Origin of the sequence: Alteromonas sp. S167 (genome assembly GCF_036864375.1) — a bacterium.
Classification (GTDB): Bacteria; Pseudomonadota; Gammaproteobacteria; order Enterobacterales; family Alteromonadaceae; genus Alteromonas.
Window position 1 is genome coordinate 481776 of sequence record NZ_JAZETR010000001.1, and the last position, 19723, is coordinate 501498.

Annotated in this window: 16 protein-coding genes; 4 read left to right on the forward strand and 12 right to left on the reverse strand. The window is 42.5% G+C overall.

Features of this window, described 5'->3' with window-relative positions; translation table 11 throughout:
• Positions 1 to 178: 178 nt before the first annotated feature.
• The gene (gene queC, locus V7R35_RS02050) at positions 179 to 835 is read right to left on the reverse strand and encodes a 7-cyano-7-deazaguanine synthase QueC (RefSeq protein WP_334012983.1); all 657 of its coding nucleotides are present in this window, start codon (positions 833 to 835) and stop codon (positions 179 to 181) included.
• Positions 836 to 954: 119 nt separating this feature from the next.
• On the opposite strand from queC, the gene queE reads away from it, so the two are divergent.
• Both queE and V7R35_RS02060 read left to right on the forward strand, forming a co-directional pair.
• The gene (gene queE, locus V7R35_RS02055; RefSeq protein ID WP_334013260.1) at positions 955 to 1605 is read left to right on the forward strand and encodes a 7-carboxy-7-deazaguanine synthase QueE; all 651 of its coding nucleotides are present in this window, start codon (positions 955 to 957) and stop codon (positions 1603 to 1605) included.
• A 49-nt stretch (positions 1606 to 1654) separates the two neighbouring features.
• Positions 1655 to 2530 carry an amino acid ABC transporter substrate-binding protein gene (locus V7R35_RS02060; RefSeq protein WP_334012984.1) on the forward strand — a complete coding sequence of 292 codons (876 nt, stop codon included), beginning with the start codon at positions 1655 to 1657 and terminating at the stop codon, positions 2528 to 2530.
• Between the two features lie 65 nt (positions 2531 to 2595).
• Here V7R35_RS02060 and asnB read toward each other — a convergent pair whose 3' ends face one another.
• Positions 2596 to 4266, reverse strand: a complete 1671-nt coding sequence (gene asnB / locus V7R35_RS02065) for an asparagine synthase B (protein WP_334012985.1) — start codon at positions 4264 to 4266, stop codon at positions 2596 to 2598.
• Between the two features lie 330 nt (positions 4267 to 4596).
• Between asnB and V7R35_RS02070 the strand changes: the two genes are divergently transcribed.
• The gene (locus V7R35_RS02070) at positions 4597 to 5379 is read left to right on the forward strand and encodes an RMD1 family protein (protein WP_334012986.1); all 783 of its coding nucleotides are present in this window, start codon (positions 4597 to 4599) and stop codon (positions 5377 to 5379) included.
• A gap of 70 nt (positions 5380 to 5449) precedes the next feature.
• Here the strand turns inward: V7R35_RS02070 and V7R35_RS02075 are convergent, their stop codons facing one another.
• A complete protein-coding gene (locus V7R35_RS02075; protein WP_334012988.1) occupies positions 5450 to 7117 on the reverse strand; it encodes a M28 family metallopeptidase in 1668 nt (555 codons plus the stop codon).
• 70 nt (positions 7118 to 7187) lie between these two features.
• Here V7R35_RS02075 and V7R35_RS02080 point away from each other — a divergent pair, with 70 nt between their 5' ends.
• A complete protein-coding gene (locus tag V7R35_RS02080) occupies positions 7188 to 8108 on the forward strand; it encodes a DUF3025 domain-containing protein (protein WP_334012989.1) in 921 nt (306 codons plus the stop codon).
• A 132-nt stretch (positions 8109 to 8240) separates the two neighbouring features.
• Here the strand turns inward: V7R35_RS02080 and V7R35_RS02085 are convergent, their stop codons facing one another.
• The 9 genes from V7R35_RS02085 to V7R35_RS02125 form a co-directional block, all read right to left on the reverse strand.
• Positions 8241 to 8945: a YIP1 family protein gene (locus V7R35_RS02085; RefSeq protein ID WP_334012990.1), complete on the reverse strand. Its 705-nt coding sequence runs from the start codon at positions 8943 to 8945 to the stop codon at positions 8241 to 8243.
• Between the two features lie 184 nt (positions 8946 to 9129).
• Complete coding sequence (locus tag V7R35_RS02090) at positions 9130 to 10854, reverse strand: SLC13 family permease (protein ID WP_334012991.1); 1725 nt, start codon at positions 10852 to 10854, stop codon at positions 9130 to 9132.
• Between the two features lie 16 nt (positions 10855 to 10870).
• The gene (cysN, locus tag V7R35_RS02095; RefSeq protein ID WP_334012992.1) at positions 10871 to 12286 is read right to left on the reverse strand and encodes a sulfate adenylyltransferase subunit CysN; all 1416 of its coding nucleotides are present in this window, start codon (positions 12284 to 12286) and stop codon (positions 10871 to 10873) included.
• Position 12287: 1 nt separating this feature from the next.
• A complete protein-coding gene (cysQ, locus tag V7R35_RS02100; protein ID WP_334012994.1) occupies positions 12288 to 13079 on the reverse strand; it encodes a 3'(2'),5'-bisphosphate nucleotidase CysQ in 792 nt (263 codons plus the stop codon).
• Complete coding sequence (gene cysC, locus V7R35_RS02105; RefSeq protein WP_334012995.1) at positions 13079 to 13675, reverse strand: adenylyl-sulfate kinase; 597 nt, start codon at positions 13673 to 13675, stop codon at positions 13079 to 13081. Before cysC ends, cysQ begins: the two co-directional genes overlap by 1 nt.
• Positions 13675 to 14589, reverse strand: coding sequence for a sulfate adenylyltransferase subunit CysD (gene cysD / locus V7R35_RS02110; RefSeq protein WP_334012997.1), 915 nt, complete (start codon positions 14587 to 14589; stop codon positions 13675 to 13677). Before cysD ends, cysC begins: the two co-directional genes overlap by 1 nt.
• 242 nt (positions 14590 to 14831) lie before the next feature.
• Positions 14832 to 16337: a sodium/proline symporter PutP gene (putP, locus tag V7R35_RS02115; protein WP_334012998.1), complete on the reverse strand. Its 1506-nt coding sequence runs from the start codon at positions 16335 to 16337 to the stop codon at positions 14832 to 14834.
• Between the two features lie 191 nt (positions 16338 to 16528).
• Positions 16529 to 17758: a hypothetical protein gene (locus tag V7R35_RS02120; RefSeq protein WP_334012999.1), complete on the reverse strand. Its 1230-nt coding sequence runs from the start codon at positions 17756 to 17758 to the stop codon at positions 16529 to 16531.
• Positions 17759 to 18171: 413 nt separating this feature from the next.
• Positions 18172 to 19617, reverse strand: coding sequence for a hypothetical protein (locus V7R35_RS02125; protein ID WP_334013000.1), 1446 nt, complete (start codon positions 19615 to 19617; stop codon positions 18172 to 18174).
• Positions 19618 to 19723 lie beyond the last annotated feature (106 nt).

Below are 19723 nucleotides of genomic sequence, written 5' to 3' on the forward strand. Positions count from 1 at the left end.
ATGTTGATGCTTCAGATTGATATGCAATTTTGAAACGTAAGAGCGCTAGCAAGGATAGCTACGTGATAGCTTTTGCTTTAGCATTCCTGACTGCCTTGCAACGGTGACTGCCTTGAAACGCCTCGTTTTGATACGCAACCGCATAAACGAGGCATTTCAAAAAAGCATTTAGGCGAGATTATTCGTATTCAAGCGGGTCAATCGCATTGTTGTCTTTAAACGCTTCTAATCTTTCTTCGCATGCGCCGCATTTACCACAGGCTTTTTCTCTACCGTTATAGCAGGTCCACGTTTGCGAGTAATCTAAGCCCATTTTCAAGCCATCTGTTAATATGGCGGTTTTGCTATCATCAATATACGGCACCATAATCTCAACAGGTGTGTAATTAGCTATACCGCAAACATCATTCATTCTATGCACAAACTCAGGCCTGCAGTCGGGGTAAATAGCATGATCACCAGAGTGTGCCCCGTAATAGACTTCTTTTGCTTCAAGGCTAACTGCGTAACCCACAGCCAAAGAAAGCAAAATCATGTTTCTATTGGGCACTACCGTTTGTTTCATACTAGGCTCTTCATAGTGGCCTTCAGGTACCTCTATATCCGACGTAAGTGCTGATCCACCAATTAGGCTGTTAATGGCGCTTATATCGACAATTTTATGAGGTACGTTTAGTGAGTTACAAACCAGTGCGGCATAATCCAACTCTTTCTTGTGACGCTGACCATAATTAAAACTTAACGCATGCACTTTTTTGCCAGCGCGAAGTGCTTTGTGAAGCACAGTAAAGGAGTCCATGCCTCCTGAATAGATAACAACAACGTTTTCTGACATAGTTTTTTCAAGAATTAATAAATTATGCCCGAATTTTATGTGATCCTTGGTAAAATCCCAACATACATTCGCAAAAGGGGTTTAAATTGTCGCTATTAACTGCGCTAAACATCAATGAGATGTTTGAAACTATTCAAGGTGAGGGTGCTCATACAGGTATACCTTCCATATTTGTTCGCTTGCAGGGTTGTCCCGTGGGTTGCCCTTGGTGCGATACAAAGCACACTTGGGAAATAAAAAGTAATTTAAGCATTCCCGCCAAAGATGTTATTGCAAAAACAGAAGAATCTGAAACCTATTTTGTTACTGACCCTCAAGACTTATTAGCGCTTTTTGCTAAAGAAGGATACGTTGCAAAGCACGTGGTTATTACAGGCGGTGAGCCATGTATGTACGATCTGCGTTCTCTAACTGCACTGCTGCATGACAATGGTTTTTCTTCTCAGATAGAAACCAGTGGCACATTTGAGATATTTTGCGACAGCAGAACGTACGTGACGGTATCGCCAAAAATTAACATGAAAGGTGGCTTTGAAGTGCTTAAGAGTGCGCTTGAGCGAGCAGACGAAATTAAACACCCCGTTGCTATGCAAAAACACATTGATGAGCTGGATGCTTTGCTTGCAGATGTGCCAAATATAGATAAAAAACAAGTGTGTTTACAACCAATTAGTCAACAGCCTCGGGCAACTGAACTAGCGGTACGTACTTGTATTGCTCGCAACTGGCGGCTATCTTTACAAACACATAAATATATTGGTATTGAGTAATACAGTACTGTTCTAGCGTTGCCATTTGGTTTGTGAGGGATAAATATCAATGATTAAGTGTAAGGTTCTCGCTACATGTTTTGTGGGGTTGGCTATCCAATTCAGTGCATACGCTGCAACATGGACAATTACTTACCCTAAGCCACTTGATGACTCAGATGCGCGTGCCCAATATCCCATTGCTTTATTGAAGCTAGCCTTAGGTAAAACTGGGGTAAACTATGAGTTACGTCCTTCCGACCGTATTCTTTTACCGGGTAAGGCCATGCGACAACTTCGGGAAAACCGAGAAGTTAACGTAGTGTGGAGCATGACCGACTCGCAACGTGAAAAAGAGGTTGCACCTATTCGTATTCCTATTGCAAAAGGCTTGATTGGAATGCGCGTTTTTGTGGTAAACAATGCAAAAAAACAGAAGTTTGAAGGTCTGGAATCGCTTGCTGATATGCGCAAGCTGGTTCCGATTCAAGGCGAGGAATGGCCCGATACAAAAATACTTCAAGCAAATGGCTTTAACGTGTTTACTGTGCCCGAGTTTCGCGAAGCATACGATTTAATAAAGCAAGGTAAGGCTGACTTTTTCCCCCGTTCAATAATGGAAGTGAGTGTAGAAATGGCTGAAGAGGGGAGAAGCAGTAACCTATTTATCGAGCCCTCGATGGCATTGTATTACCCCACAGCCATGTATTACTTTGTAAATAGTAATAACGTAACCTTGGCGAATCTCATTGAAACCGGTCTTCAAAGAGCTCTTGAGGATGGGTCTTTTGATGCTTTGTTCTACACAACCTATGCACCAATTATTGCCGAGTTAGACATGAATGGTAGAAACGTATTTACCCTTGAAAATCCGCTTTTACCGGCTGAGACCCCGTTAAATGATGCCCGTCTGTGGTACAAAACAGAAAGCGTTGTTGCACAGTAAAAACCTCTTGCTAGTAGACACAAAAAACGCGGCTTAACGCCGCGTTTTTTCATTACAGTATAAGATTAAGACTCACCCGCATGTACGTCTTTCATAGAGCGACCTGAAGGGTCTGCATTGTTCTTGAAGCTCTCATCCCATTCAAGCGCCTCTACGGTACTACACGCAATAGACTTACCGCCTGGAACGCAACGAGCTGCGCTTTCTTGAGGGAAATAGCTTTCAAAGATAGTGCGGTAGTAATAGCCTTCTTTAGTATCAGGCGTGTTCACTGGAAAGCGGAATTCCGCAGTAGCAAGTTGTTGGTCAGTCACTTCGCTGTCTACAAAGTCGCGAATTGAATCTATCCATGAATAGCCTACACCGTCACCAAACTGTTCTTTTTGACGCCACAGTACTTCGGCAGGAAGCGTTTCGCCGTTGTCGAACGCTTTACGTAAAATCCACTTTTCCATTTTGCCCTCAAGGCACATTTTGTCTTGAGGATTTAAGCGCATCGCAACGTCGATAAAGTTTTTATCTAAGAATGGAACACGCGCCTCCACACCCCATGCAGAGGTTGCTTTGTTCGCGCGCGCGCAGTCAAACATGTGTAAGCGATCTAGTTTGCGAACCGTTTCTTCGTGGAATTCTTTGGCATTTGGCGCTTTGTGGAAATATAAGTAACCACCAAATATTTCATCCGAACCTTCGCCCGACAGCACCATTTTAATGCCCATCGCTTTAATTTTACGGGTCATTAAATACATGGGCGTTGCTGCGCGAATGGTTGTGGTGTCATAGGTTTCTAGGTGATAGATAACATCACGAATAGCATCTAGACCTTCTTGGATTGTGAAGTGGATCTCATGGTGAACCGTGCCAATCATATCCGCTACTTTCTTTGCAGCTTTTAAATCTGGTGCACCTTCAAGACCTACAGCAAAGCTGTGCAGGCGAGGCCACCACGCATCGGTTTTGTCTTCGTCTTCTACGCGTTTGGCAACGTATTGTGCAGCCACAGCTGAAACCAGCGACGAATCTAGGCCGCCCGAAAGCAGCACGGCGTAGGGAACGTCAGACATCATGTGAGACTTAACGGCTTTCTCAAAAGCAACACGAAGTTCGTCTAGGTCGCTAGTGTTGTCTTTTACGTTGTCGTATTCCATCCAATCGCGTTTGTAATACTTTGTAATTTTGCCTTCTTTGCTCCACAGGTAGTGGCCAGGAGGGAATTCACTGATTGTTTTACATACGCCAGCAAGGGCCTTCATTTCAGAGGATACGTAAAAGTTCCCGTGTTCATCGTACCCAGTGTAAAGCGGAATAATACCAATATGGTCGCGAGCGATAAGGTAGGCGTCTTGCTCTTCATCGTAAAGAATAAAGGCAAACATACCTTCAAGTTCGTCAATGAAGTCGACGCCTTTTTGCTGGAAAAGCGGGAGTATTACTTCGCAGTCTGAGCGTGTTTTGAAAGGATATGGCTCGTCCAAAGCAGCAGCAAGCTGCTTGTGGTTATAAATTTCGCCGTTTACGGCAAGGATATGTTTGTCGTTTTGGCTTATAAGGGGCTGTGCACCGGTGTCTACATCTACAATGGCCAGTCTTTCGTGACAAAGAATGGTATTGTCATTATTCCAGATACCCGACCAGTCAGGGCCACGGTGGCGCAATAGTTTAGATAAATCGAGGGCTTGGGTTCTGAGTTCAGACACATCGGTTTTGATATCAAGGATACCGAAAATACCACACATATTACGGATTCTCTCTGTTCACTTGTTGAAAAAATATTGGGGCTTTTTCTGTCGGGTACTCGCGTACGAGTGAGCGAAGATTTTATTTTTATTGTTTAATCGCGTGCTTTGAATGTGCCAGTCTGACAGGAAATTGCAAGTACAATATGATGAGAAAATGGAAATACTTATTCCAAAGAGCACAATTCAAATTATAGTCATCCTAAATTGATGTATCTTTGAACAAAATTTGTCGTCGTAACCATTAGTTTTTTAACGCATGAAATGTCTGTTGTAGTGCACGAATTAGGCGCATAATCGCGCCGATTTTTAATCTATATGGTTATAGGTATGCAATTCTCTAACGACCGCGTGTCGGCTTTTATTATTCCCGATTTCGCTATTTCACAAGACTTAATGGCAAGTTTAGGTTCGCGTTTCCGCGATGCAGTACAAATTGATGTGTTTGGCGGTGAGGCTTGGCTATTTGAGTACGGCGTAATCGTTTTCTGGGGCGTTGATGAGGACGAAAAGCTAGCGTTACTCAACAGACTTCAAGTGAATGAAGATGTATTAACAGGGCAGCATCAAGAGCACCTTCGCTTTGCTTTTGACGGTGAAACCTTAAAACTTCAACGGGACCTCATTGCCCTGCCTAACAGTGATGAACTACTACGGCTATCTATCAGTCATGGTTTGGCACAGTCGATAAAGTTAAATCAGTATGAAGAAAAGGCGCAAGACACTATAACTCAATACGGTTATTTGCCAAACGCGCTTGCTGAAACGGGCAAAATAAAGCTAGGGCGAACAGCGCTTGCGAAAATTCGCGGTCACTTATTTAGCACCAAAAGCGATATTTTTCTGCATTATGGGTTACTAGATACACCGGAATTTTTCTGGGAATATCCTGAATATGAGTACGCCTACACGTTAACGTCGCGCTATCTTGATATAAGACCGCGAGTTGAAGTTTTGTCGAACAAATTAGACGTCATTCATGAGCTTTTCGAGATGTTGGCAGATGATTTAAACCATAAGCATTCATCCTTTCTTGAATGGATAATTATTATTCTAATTGCGTTTGAAATTGCGACATTTGGCGCAGAGGAATTAAAAGCTATTTTAATGTAAATACACTTTAAATAGCGCTAAAAAAAGCCCCGTAATGGGGCTTTTTTATTTGAAATCTAAGCTTTACATTTTAGTAAGCTCGTTGGAATTCGCTGCTCTCATTCCATTTTGGCCACGCTTCTGCGTTTGATACATTAACGCCAACATCAAACAACATTTGCGTGTCTTGAACTATGCCGCTCAAGTCCCAGTCATCGCGATACTCGTCGCACACCTGATGATAGCAACCTGTTACGATAACGTTCATACGCTTTCGGTATTTAGCAGTTTCCTCGTCTGCAGGTTCATTGCCACCCTCAGCATATAACGCAGGCACGCCTTGCTTTGCAAAGCTGAAGTGGTCTGAGCGATAGTAGTAGCCTGCTTCAGGTCTGTCTTCTTGTGTAAGCGTACGGCCTTGTTTAGATGCTGCACTTTTTAGGTAATCTTCCATTTCTGATTTACCCATGCCTACTACAGCAACATTCTTGGTTTTACCCAATACATTCATTGCGTCCATATTGATATTGGCAACGGTGTTTTCAATAGGAATTACAGGGTTACTAGCATAGTACTTGCTGCCAAGAAGGCCTTGTTCTTCAGCTGTTACTACAAGAAACGACACTGAGCGCTTAGGAGCAGGTGTAAGCTCTCCATACGCCTTTGCCATCGCTAGAATAGCTGCTGTACCAGTGGCATTGTCGTGAGCACCATTGTAAATTTGATCGCCTTCTTTGCTTTCATCTTTACCAAGGTGGTCCCAGTGTGCAGTGTAAATAACGTGCTCGTTAGGCATTTCTGACCCTTCAAGTGTTGCTATTACGTTATTGCTTTCAGACTTTTTAAACGTGTTTTTAACTGTTACCGATGCCGCAATATCCATTGCTTTATTGTAAGGACCTTTCATTGCATTGGCTTTTTCTTCATCAAAGTTTAAGCCTGCATCACTAAATACTTTTTTAGCCGCATCTAGTGTTAGCCAGCCTTCAACAGCCACACGGCTTGCGCCTTTGTCTTTGCTAACCAACCCGTACTGAGGGCCGCTCCAGCTATTAGCCACAACAGACCAGCCGTAAGATGCTGGTGCAGTTTCGTGAACAATGATAGCGCCGGCAGCACCCTGACGGCTTGCTTCTTCATACTTATAGCTCCAACGACCATAGTAAGTCATAGTGGTGCCTTGAAACTTACCGCCTTTTGGGTTTTCAAAGCCTGGGTCGTTAATTAGGATTACGACGGTTTTACCTTCAACATCAAGGCCCTCGTAATCGTTCCAGTTGTATTCTGGTGCATTTACGCCGTAGCCTACGAACACTAGTTCGGAGTTTTCCAGTGAAACCGTATTTTGCTCACGTTTCGATGAAGCTACCATGTCTTCTTTGTAAGCGAAGGTGTTGTCACCAATTGTCATGGTCATATCTGCGTCAGCAGTAATTTCCATCAACTCCACTTTTTGTAAAAAGCTATCTCCATTGCCAGGCTTAAGCCCCGCTTTTTTAAACTCGCTTACAAGAAAATCGATCGTTTTCTTTTCGCCTTCAGTGGTAGGCAAGCGACCTTCAAATTCATCAGAAGCAAGTGTCTTTAGCGGCTCGCGAATATCGGCATCAGAAATGCTGTTGTATACACTGTCAAAGTTTGATGTGGCAGCCATAGATTTGGCTGAATCGTCTTTTGAAGTTGTGGTGTCGTTAGATGGTGTGCAAGCAATCACGCCTAGAAGCGCGGGTACAAGCATTGGCAAAAACATTTTTTTCATTGTTGGTCTCTGTTTGCTCTACAATACCCGCTCAGTATAGAGAAATCCGTTTGGTGAACCAATAGTTGTTATGCAATCTGCACATATTCCATTCTGTAAACGTTATTTGAAAGCGTACGCAAGTAAGCCAGTTATCGAGTTATTAGATGAAGTAGGGCTGTTAGAGAGTGACGTCTTTCCAGATAGCTGCATGTTAAATGCGCTAGCAAAGCGTTTTTATGACAAGTGGAGCGCACCTGTTTTTAAAGATCAGGGAACATATGATGAGAGCGAAAACCGTTATTATGAAACCATCATAAGCGAAGACAATACGGTACCTACGCGAGAAGAAAGCTGGCACGACCTATTTAATGCGTTAGTTTGGTTACAGTTCCCGAAAACGAAGAAATACTTAAATACACTGCACGTTAAAGATATTGTTAGCTATGGTGCGAACCCGAGGACAGAAAGGCGTAATCGTATTACCCACTTTGACGAATGTGGTATTGTACTGGCGGTTGAAATACCAGCCCCCTCGTTTAAAAACGATCAAAAGAACCAAAAGCAAAGTGCTAGTTACATCGATAATAAACTAAATGCAGTCGATGTTGCGCAATGGTTAAACGCCTTGGCAAACCATCAATGGCACGACGTTTTTATTCAAAGCCGAAGCGTTTGGCATAATCAAGTGACGCCGTTTATTTTTGGGCACGCTAACTTAGAAATGATGTTGAGTCCTTTTATTGGACTTACTGGAAAATGGCTTGCAGTACCTGTTGCACAAGGGTTTAGTGAACTAGATAAGTGGGAACAGCGACAAGTGTTAGATGAGGCTATGCTAGCGCGCCTGAATGAGCTAAATGATTTTAACAGTGCGCCATTATTAAAGCCGCTTCCACTTCTGGGCGTACCGGGCTGGCACAATGACCAGACACCTGCTTTTTACGCCAATAAAGATTATTTCAGACCGCTTAGAGCGAATGCTAAACCTACTATTCAATTGCCGCTCTGAAGTGCAGTTTTATTGATATAGGCTCAGTGAAGGGCCACAGGAATAAAAAAGGCCTTGGTTTAAACAAGGCCTTTTTCGTTCAAGTAGCTTTGGAGCCTATATTTCAAGCTATTTTCTACGCTCAAATTGCTCTTAGAATACGGCGATAAATACTAACCAAATACCATACAAAATCGCATAAGGTGCGGTCGCGATGATAGCGGCTTTTTTACGTTCGAACGAAGTCCACTGTGAAATACCCACTGTCGCGAGGTAGATGCCCCAGAAAAGCTCTAAGCGAATGGCCTGACCAAAAGCAAACCAATCGGAATCCATTGGAATACTTAAAAGGTAGCTTAGTGAAGTGGGGGCCATGATAACTGGAGATACTTGATGGTTGTCACTTAACACCAGTAAAACCACTCCGATCAAGCCTGTAATAACATACGGCATAGATAACCACCAAGAGAAACCATACCAATCAGTAAAGCCAAACACATGGCTATCGTCAGAGCGAGTGGCTAAATTTACGTAAACAGCGTAAATAGCGTTTATCACCGTAATAGCAAAGAAAGCTCCAATCAGCTGCGTCCACATTAGGCTCTCGCGAGTAAAGAAAGCTCGCATTTGGTCTTCTTCTGCTGGGCTCATATCACCTTGTGCAGCAATGTTTAAATTTGCAAACCATTCTATATCAACAAAGTTCACATAGAGGTACTGCATCGCCATGGAAACACCCATGACGAGGATGAAGGGCATCCAGCTCCAGTTGTTGTTTTCACCTACGGCTTTAAAAACACCATTGGGCTTGAAGAAAATATCATTACAAGCTTGAAAAGGATTTGATACCTCGTGCATCCGCTGCTCCTAAAATTGATTTTTATATTTTTTACTTAACTACTAATAGAGTACTGAGCAGCAAATTTTAAGTACAGAGTTTATTGGTGTACGGTGATTTTTTTTGTAAAAAACTATTTCGAATGAGAGCAGTTAACCCTGTTCTGAAACAAAAGAGGCCCTTTTTTTAAGGACCTCTTTTCAGTTATAGGTAGGTAATATTTAAAAGGGTAAGCACAATAGTGCTGTAAACCACAGAAATAGGTAAACCCATTTTTATAAAGTGAGAATATCGGTAGTTCGCTGCGTTATAAACTAGCAGATTGGTTTGGTAGCCAAATGGCGATATAAAGCTTGCGCTAGCGGCAAATGCAACAGCCAATGCAAACGGCATAAGCGGAGCACCAAGTATTTGCACTAAACCATATGCAAACGGGAACATAAGCGCGGCCGCGGCGTTATTGGTTACAAACTCGGTTAATACCAAGGTAAGCAAATAAATGCCCACAAGCGCCACAAACCAGTCAGCACCTGCTAAAAATGGCATTAGCTTATCGGTAGTTAACGCAATTACCCCGGAAGCCTCAAGTGCCGTTGCTAAGCTCAACGCACCAACAATCACCACAATTAAATTTAACGGTAAGTTGCGCTTCATCTCACCGCTTGAAGCTACTTTTACACCGGTTAACACAGCAGCTAAAAATAACAGCCCAATGGCTAGTGAAATAACATTAGCTGCGGCCAGTAATACTGTAGTTAAAAAGCCACCAAGCGTTATCCACTCTTGCTTGTTGGTAAGCGGGCGAGCAATTTTTTGCTCTGATAAGATAAAAAAGTTCTTATTTAAATTCTGACGTGTTGCAAAATCTGGCCCCGTAGCAAGTAACAAAAAATCACCGGCTTGCAGTTTTATCTCGCCCAATTTACCTGAGAGCTGTTCACCATCGCGTCGAATAGCGACTACAGCAGCGTCGAATAGCGCTCTAAACCCTAGTTTTTTGATAGTTTGCCCGATAACTTGTGCTCGGTTAGCCACAACAACTTCAGTTAAGCTTTCACGCAACACACCGTCGGTTTCTGCAAACATGCTTAAGCCTTTAATATGACTTAAGTTCTCAAGCTTTTGTACGTTACCCGAAAAGATAAGCTTGTCGTTCTCTAAAATTACAAGGTCAGGGCCAACAGGCGAGATAAGGTTGCCGTTGCGAACTACTTCTACTAAAAACAGTTCGGGCAAATTACGCAAATGGTTTTGCTCAACGCTTTTACCGATGAGTTCCGAACCAGCTTCAACCTCAGCCTCAACCATATATTCTTGATAGTTGTTGCTCTTATTGCCAATATGGGGCAACCAAGGAAGCATAAAGAACATTAATAGGCCACAGCTTAATCCGGCTATAGCGCCATATAGCGTGAAGTCGAAAAAGTTAAAACCCGGGTGTCCGTGTTCTTGCAAAAAGCTATCTACAATTAAATTGGTAGACGTGCCAATGAGGGTAACGGTACCCCCTAATATAGCCGCATAGGATAAAGGAATTAATAACCGTGAGGCAGGGTGGTATTGGTTTTGTTTAATAGGGCCAATAAGACTTGCCACTATTGCGGTATTATTCAACAGTGCCGATGACAAAAACGTTAATGAAAATAAGCGCCAGTATGACTGCGTAAAGTTAGCACTTACCAGCTTTCGACCTAGACGTTTTATCAACGCTGTTTTATCAATTGCACTACTTACCAAAAGCAACAAAACAAGGGTTATAAGGCCCTTGTTTGTTAAATTTAGCAATATGTCATCAAGCGATAACTGCTGAGTAACCAGTAATGCCAACACTGTACCTGAAAATACAGTAGAGGGGCGCTGATTAGTAAAAATCAGCGCTAAAATCGTACTGGCAAAAATTGCCAGTACGATAAACTGGGTCACATCCATAATGCTCCAGTCCTGCTTATAGTTTACTGATGTCCACAGAGTTCCAATGCGGGAAGTGCTTGCGTACTAGCGCATTAAATTCTAGCTCGAACTCAGAGAAATTAGGTGATGCATGCTTAGCGTCACCTGCGATTTCGTCTATGATCATGCCTGCACCAACGGTACCGTTAGTAAGACGATCGATAACGATAAATGAACCAGTGGGGCGGTTGCGCTTGTACGGGTCGCACGCTACAGGTTGTGTGAACTTAACATCTACTACACCAATCTCGTTAAGGTTTAGGTGCATAGCATCCGTTTCTTCTAATGTGTTCACATCAATTTGGTTATCAATATGAGCAACAACCCCAGGCGTTGACTTAGTCGCGAATTTAAACAAGTACTGCTTGTTTGGCATTAGCGGCTCTTCAGACATCCACACTAGGTGGGTTTTAAATTGTGTGTTAAGCAACGGCAAGTTATCTGATTTAACAATCATATCGCCACGAGAGATATCAATTTCATCCTCTAGCGTTAGCGTAACGGCTTGTGGAACATAAGCGCGTTCTTGATCGCCTTCAAAGGTAACTACCTGCTTTACTTTTGATTTCTTACCAGAAGGAAGCGCAGTTATTTCATCACCCGGTGCAACTTGACCTGATACAACAGTACCCGCAAAACCACGGAAATCTAGGTTAGGGCGGTTAACGTATTGCACTGGGAAGCGGAAGTCGTCTAGGTTGTCATCTTCGCCAATTTCAATGTTTTCCAAAATTTCCATTAGTGGTGCGCCGTTAAACCATGGCGTTTTTTCGCTCTTGCCTACTACGTTGTCGCCTTCAAGTGCTGAAAGTGGTACGAACTGAATATCCGGAATATCAAGCTGCTCAGCAAATTTTAGATAGTCTTGCTGAATTTGGTTGTACACCTCTTCTGAATAGTCCATCAAGTCCATTTTGTTGATAGCAACAATAACGTGCTTAATACCCAAAAGAGAAACTAGGAACGAGTGACGTTTCGTTTGTACCTTAACGCCGCCGCGAGCATCAACAAGAATAATTGCAAGGTCGCAAGTAGACGCGCCTGTTACCATGTTACGGGTGTACTGCTCGTGCCCCGGAGTATCTGCGATAATAAACTTACGCTTGTCAGTAGAGAAGTAGCGGTATGCTACGTCGATAGTAATCCCTTGCTCACGTTCTGACTGAAGACCATCAACGAGAAGCGCAAGGTCAACTTTCTCACCTGTGGTACCTACTTTTTTGCTGTCTTTAGTGATAGCTGCAAGTTGGTCTTCATAAATCATTTTTGAATCGTGAAGTAAGCGACCAATTAGGGTACTTTTACCGTCGTCTACGCTTCCGCAGGTAAGGAAACGTAGCATGTCTTTCTTTTCGTGTTGTTCTAGGTAAGACAGAATGTCCTGTCTTAGTAATTCGTTTTCATTGTTCATGTTATGCGCTCACAAGGAAAAAGGGGTTTAACACAGACTCTTTTTGGTTGTAAGTAAGAGCGTCAGCGTTGTCATCTAATGGGTTTTCAGGGTCTAGTACAGTTACGTTTGCGCCAGCTGCTAGTGCGACTGCGTGCGCTGCACCTGTATCCCATTCAGATGTTGGGCCTAATCGAGGGTAAAGATGTGCTTCGCCCTCGGCCACCAAGCAAAGCTTCAGTGAGCTGCCCATCGCCACAAGCTCGGTTTCACCTTCAAGCTGTGCCAATAAATTTTGTATTTCAGGGCTTTGATGAGAGCGGCTGCCTACTACTTTCCACACTTCAGCACCGTTGTGCTTACGCGCCGAAATAGCTGTAAACTCGCTATTCACTTCAGTCCACGCACCTTCACCTACAATGCCAACATAGCTTTTGTTAAGTGCTGGTGCGTAAACCACGCCCATGGTCGGTTTACCGTTTTCGATAAGTGCAATATTTACCGTAAACTCACCGTTTTTCTTAATAAACTCTTTAGTGCCGTCTAGCGGGTCTACCAGCCAGTATGACGACCACGTTTTGCGTTCATCCCATGAAATATCTGCTGACTCTTCAGAAAGAATCGGCAGGTCAGATTCAGCTTCTAGGGCGTTAACAATCACGTTATGTGCGGCAAGGTCAGCTTCTGTTAGCGGGCTGGTATCCTGCTTTTCATAAATGGCGAAGTCTTTCTCGTAAATGGCCATTATCTTATCGCCGGCTTCTTTGGCGATAGCTAGCACTTTTTGTGCAAGACTATTTAAAGGTTGTGCCATTACACCAATCCCTTTTCTTGAAGCAAAGCATACAAACGTTCAGCGGTTTGCTCTGCGGGTTCATCCTGATACGTTAAGTGTACTTCTGGCGCTTCAGGGGCTTCATAGGCTGAATCGATACCTGTAAAGTCCTTAATTTCACCGCTACGCGCTTTCTTGTATAGCCCTTTCGGGTCGCGTTTTTCACACACTTCAAGCGGTGTATCGACAAACACTTCAACAAATTCACCATCACCTAAGAGGCTGCGGCAGTAGTCGCGATCAACCTTAAAAGGTGAAATAAATGCAGTTAATACAATCGTGCCAGCATCAACAAATAGCTTTGCCACTTCGCTAATGCGACGAATATTTTCAACGCGATCCTTATCGCTAAAACCAAGGTCGCCGCACAAACCGTGACGCACATTGTCGCCATCTAAAAGGTAGGTGTGCTTGTTTTGCTCGTGAAGTTTCTTCTCAAGCAAATTTGCCAGCGTCGATTTACCAGAGCCGCTTAAACCCGTTAGCCAAAATACACGTGGTGTTTGACCAAGTTTTTCAGCGCGGGTGGTCTTGTTTACTTCGTGTTTATGCCAAACAACGTTGTCGGTGGCCATTAGAAGTACCCTTCCATTTTCTTCTTCTCCATAGAGCCTGCGCTGTCATGGTCGATAACTCGGCCTTGACGTTCAGACGTTTTGGTAAGCAGCATTTCTTGAATAACTTCAGGGAGGGTTGCTGCTTCTGACTCTACCGCACCGGTAAGTGGGTAACAGCCAAGGGTACGGAAACGCACAGAACGCATCTCTGGTACTTCACCTTCTTCAAGCGGCATACGGTCGTCATCAACCATAATAAGAATGCCGTCGCGCTCAACGACAGGGCGAGGCTTAGAAAGGTAAAGTTGTGGAATATCGATGTTTTCTAGGTAGATGTATTGCCAGATATCTAGCTCAGTCCAGTTAGACATTGGGAATACACGAATGCTTTCGCCTTTGTTAACCTGAGAGTTATAGATATTCCAAAGCTCTGGACGCTGGTTTTTAGGGTCCCAGCGATGGTTGCTGTCGCGGAATGAATAAACACGCTCTTTCGCACGTGACTTTTCTTCGTCACGTCGAGCACCACCGAACGCAGCATCGAACTTATATTTGTTCAACGCTTGCTTAAGCGCTTGGGTTTTCATGATGTCAGTGTGTTTTGCTGAACCATGTGTAAATGGGCCGACACCAGCTTCTACACCTTCTTCATTAATGTGAACGAGCAAATCGAACCCGTGTTTCTTAGCTTGTTCATCACGGAATTTAATCATTTCACCAAACTTCCACGTAGTGTCTACGTGTAAAAGTGGGAAAGGAATTTTGCCTGGCGCGAAGGCTTTACGGGCAAGGTGAAGCAGTACAGAAGAGTCTTTTCCTACAGAATAAAGCATAACTGGGTTTTCAAACTCAGCAGCTACTTCACGGAAAATCTGAATACTCTCGGCTTCGAGTTGTTTCAGATGCGTAACAGACGGGATATTAGCAGTCATTTTGAAGTCCGAATTTTATGTTATATGCAAAAAAGTTATAGCTGGGTAATATAATTGCATAGAACGATAGCATACTTGCATTGAAAAGTAGTATGCGATTTTGCTATTTAAAATAGCTAACTTATTTCAATAAATAAAACTTTCACATAATTGAAGCATAAGCCCTATTTTTCTGAGCTAGAAAACAAAAAAAGGCTCCTCATACAACGCATGTGGAGCCTTTTTTACCGTCTTAAAAAAGTTTATTTTTTATTGAGTTGAGCTTGGAATGCATCAAAAGTTTCGGTAACGCCTTCGCGAGGGCTGCCTGACTTGCTCAATACCATTATGGTTAAGCTAGATAAGATAAACCCGGGCACAATTTCGTACATCCATGCACTTAATTGCTGCCCACCAATTTCAACAGGGAGATAAATCCAAATAAGCACGGTAACAGCACCAACGATCATACCGCCAAGTGCAGCACGGCGAGTCATTTCGCGTTTGAACAAACTAAACAACACAAGTGGCCCAAACGCAGCGCCAAAGCCTGCCCATGCATTGCTTACCAGCGTTAAAATGCTGCTGTCTCTGTCGTAAGCCAAAAATATCGCTACAAGCGCCACTGCAATAACGCTTACGCGGCCGGCAATAACAAGTTCACTGTCTGATGCGTCACGTCGTAAAAACGCTTGGTAAAAGTCGCTGGTTAGTGAGCTAGAGGTCACTAATAGCTGCGAAGAAATTGTACTCATGATGGCCGCAAGAATGGCTGCCAGTAAAAAGCCCCCAATTAACGGATGGAAGAGAATTTGAGACAGATAAATAAAAACAGTTTCTGGATCGATTTGGTTTCCGTTGCCAGTAACATAAGCAAGTCCAAATAACCCCGTCATCAACGCGCCGATAATCGATACAATCATCCAGCTCATACCGATATTTCTTGCTGTTGGAATATCTTTAACTGAACGAATAGCCATAAAGCGCACGATAATATGCGGCTGACCAAAGTAACCTAAGCCCCAAGACATCAAGGATATAATGCCAACTACGGTAAGTGCTTCATTCGTAGATGCGTCCATGAAGGCGTTAAAAAGAGCTGGGTTTATGTTTTCGAGGGCGTCAATCGAGGCACCAATTCCACCTAGTTCACTAATGACTACTGCTGGTACCATCACCAATGAAACAAACATTATGCAGCCTTGCACAAAATCGGTCATGCTTACTGCCATAAATCCGCCTACAAGTGTGTAAGCAACAACAACGCCCGCTGTTACGTATAAGCCAGTCTCGTAGCTTAACCCAAATGATGTTTCGAATAGTTTGCCGCCTGCAACAACGCCAGAAGAAGTGTAAAGCGTGAAGAAAACAACAATAACCACGGAGGCGATGACGCGAAGTAAGCGAGAATTGTCTGCAAAGCGGTTTTCAAAATAATCGGGTAGGGTAATTGAGTTGTTTGCTACTTCGGTAAAAATACGAAGTCTTGGAGCCACTAAAATATAGTTGGCTAGTGCACCTAACACTAAACCAACGGCAATCCATCCCGCAGATAAACCTGAAATGTACATAGCACCAGGAAGCCCCATCAACATCCAGCCACTCATATCCGAAGCACCTGCAGATAGTGCGGTTACCGCCGGCCCTAATTGGCGACCGCCAAGCATATAACCTTCAACGTTGGTATCTGTTTGACGATAGGCGAACAAGCCTATTCCTAACATTACTACAAAGTACAAGCCTAACGAGATAATCGTGCCAGTTGCCATATTATTTCCCTGTGATTTTTTCTTTAATGCTAACACCTTAGCGTTTGAGTCTCTACGGCTGTCATAGAACTCAATCAATACAAGAATGGGAATGTGTAAATTTTGTTTGGCAAATCCATAATGTGGAAATTCAATGGCCTGTCGTATTTAGTAGAGTTGTTTAAAACGCTATTTGCAGTAGTTGGCTAATTTTATCTAGCACTATTTGATTTCGCTTTTTGATTTCCAGCAATGCGTCGCCATATGAGCAATATAGCGGCAATAACTACTATTAACAGGTAGATAGTATTTGTTTTTTGCTCGTTATCTTCAGATAAGCCCAAGCGCTCAGCACGAAGTTCATTCAACTCTTCTCTTCTAAATCTCGCTAGCTCAATGTCTTTTAAAATACTATCGGCAAAGGACGCATCGTTAACTTTAAATTGCTCACTGTTCTTTTTAACAAGAATAGCATTGTAGTTTTTAAGGTGATGGTAGGCTAAATCGTTATCGCCAAAAACTTCGTATAGTCGGGAAAGTTCGAGTTCGCCGGTTACTGCGAGCAACGATTTAAACTGTGAGCGCGCTTGTGACTGATAAAGCGCTCGTTTGTATCGCTTAATAGATGAACGAAAGGCTTCTTCATCGCCATTTAAGGCGCTTTTGAGAGCAGAATAGTACGCTACTAGCTCTTCAGATTGTGCATTCACTTTACTTTCATCAAGAGACTCAATTTTGCTCTGAATATTATTAAGTTCTTTTCGCTTAGCTTGATTTGTATCAAAAACGAGAACTCTAAATTTCTGTAAATAAATAAGATATTTTTCAAAATCCAAAGGTCTCGAATTAACAAATTCAATTGCTTTTTCGCTTAGCTTAATCGATTCGGCGTATTTATTTTGCATAATTAATGCGTCAATAGCCGAGAAATAAGCCCAAGTTTTTGAAAAATCATTGTCGGCGGTTTCGTTTAACAGCATAAATGCGTGATGATACGCTCTGCTAGGAACTGATAGTTCCATATAAGAAGCTCTTAACCAGTCATGAGCTACAGAACTAGAGAGATAATTTTCTAATGATCTAGTCGTGCTTTTTTTGGGAAGGTGAGGTAGAGCATATTCAATTTCAGATATGGCCTGTATAGGGCTTGCAACACTTAGTTCCATTGCAAGCCAGATACTAGCAATTGCTGTTGCTTCAGCTTTTTCCGTGTTGAGTAATTCCATCTTGAGGTTTGTTAGTCCGGGGACAGTATATTTGACTCTTTCAAAAGCATCATCAAACTTGTTTGCGTTTTTACTAAAAATATAAAACGCCTTTGATGCGGCGTATAAAGTTGGGTTCATACCTTTCAATTGTTGCCAGTGCTTCTCTAGCAATGGCTGTTTTACAAAAATTGGAATTCTTGAGTCACCAATGTCATTGGCCGTGGCTGTTGCCAACAAATGACGAAAAACTATCGCTTCTTGTGCGGTGTCTTCCTGTAAGCCAGAACGCTTGAGAAGCTCAATAATGTCTTGATTCGAGATATCGCTCTCTAAGTTCCAATGAAAAATCGCTGTCGCAACAAGTTGGCTGTATGAAGCCAGCTTAGTCTCAATACTGCTTGTCGCTTGGCTTGATTCTGTGTTGGCAGAAAGAGGAAGGCAAAAAAACAATATAGCTATAGGGCTACACCACTTTATACAACGCATTTATTAAAGAAATCCAAGAACCAAATGATGCCCTATTATATCGTAAATCAAACGAATGTTTTAATTACGAGCCTAGTACTTTTGACTATGATTGCATCCAGAGTTTAGGGCCCCAACACAGCATTTCGAATGGCATGGCCTAATAAAACGGAGTAGTTGATTTACTTCGCCCTATTTCTAGAAAACCACAACCATGAAGATAGAAGTGTCAGAATGACAATAAGTAGGGCGTTAATTGTGGAGCGCATATTCTCGGTTTTGTTATAAAGCCCTAACCGTTCTTGTCTAAGTTGTTCAATTTCTTTTTGTCTAAGCATTTCCAACTCAACGTCTTCAGCTAGGGACGATGAAGTTAAATTGTCATCAAATTCAAATAGCTGAGTATTGTAGTTAATCAGAGTGGCGTTGAATTTTTGCCTGTAATGATTAGCTTTTTCATTGTCTTTTCTTATAGTGAAAACGTTTTTAAGTGTTAGCAGATATTCCAGTTCTGCTTGACGTTTAAACGGTAACGCTTCAATCTTTTTGGATACTGCATTTTTATACGCTGTCAAAGCCTTTTCAAATTCATCGTCTGAACCAAAGAAAGCATCATGTACGAGAGAGGCATACTCTTTTATTTCTGCAATTAATATCGGAACTTCTTTGATATCTGTCGCTTCAATAGCAAGTGCAAGATCTTTAATTATATTCAATGGCTCAAAATTAGATGCATAGCTATGCGTAGTTAATTCTAATGTGTGCAGAATTAGTTTTTGCAATGGGCTTTGCTCAGTATTAATCGTTTTTGCGTCTTCAATAAGACCGAGTGCAATATCGTGTTTATCCATTGAATTAGCTGCTGATATGGCATAGGAATAATCTAAAACTGTCACTGACTCATGCTTTTTCTTTAGCGCAATTAATGCTTTTCCATGGTCTAAGGCACGACTTGGGATATTGAGTTCATTGTAGCTGTCGGCAAGCCAAGCTAGAGCGGTAGGCTTATCTAGCTCTGTTTTTAGTAGGTCCGATGATGATCTTACGGGCAGATGAGGGAGTGCATATTCAATCTCATTGATCTCACGCAGTGGAGAGGACTCCGAGTATTCCATTGCCAGCCACATACTCACCGTAGCAACAGCATGTTTGTTGCCGGTTTTAAGCATCTCGCGCTTTAATTGCTGCATTGCAGGAATGGTTACTTGGCTTCTATTTTTTGTACCTTTGTAGTTGTTCAGCCCTTCAATATAAATACCGTAGGCTCGAGCGTAAGCATATGTCTCTATTGATAATTCTTTTAACGCGGTCCAGTTTTTTTCAAGTAACGGCTTTTTCACAAAAACAGGCACTTTTTCATACTGCTCCTCTTCTGCTGTACTCAATGCCATAAGATGACGAAAAACCACACTTAATTCCGACTCATCTTGCTGAATCCCGCTTTCTTCAATGCGTATCTTAATATCTTCATTAGAGATAGCTGAAGTAAAGTTCCAATCGTAGATAACCGCGTGCAACAGTGCCGAATATTCTGCGAGTTTCTGTGTTTCTTTTGAGCTCTCGATTACAGCCTCTTGTGAAGTGGCATATGTTGAAGGCAGTAAATAAATTAATAGGATTGCCTTCAATAATCGGCAGCAGTGCGTCACTTTAATAATTCTCTTTTTTTGCAGGTCTAAAACTGGAAGGTAATTGAAACGTTTGTTTTATTTTGGAGGCAGTATAACCTTGCTT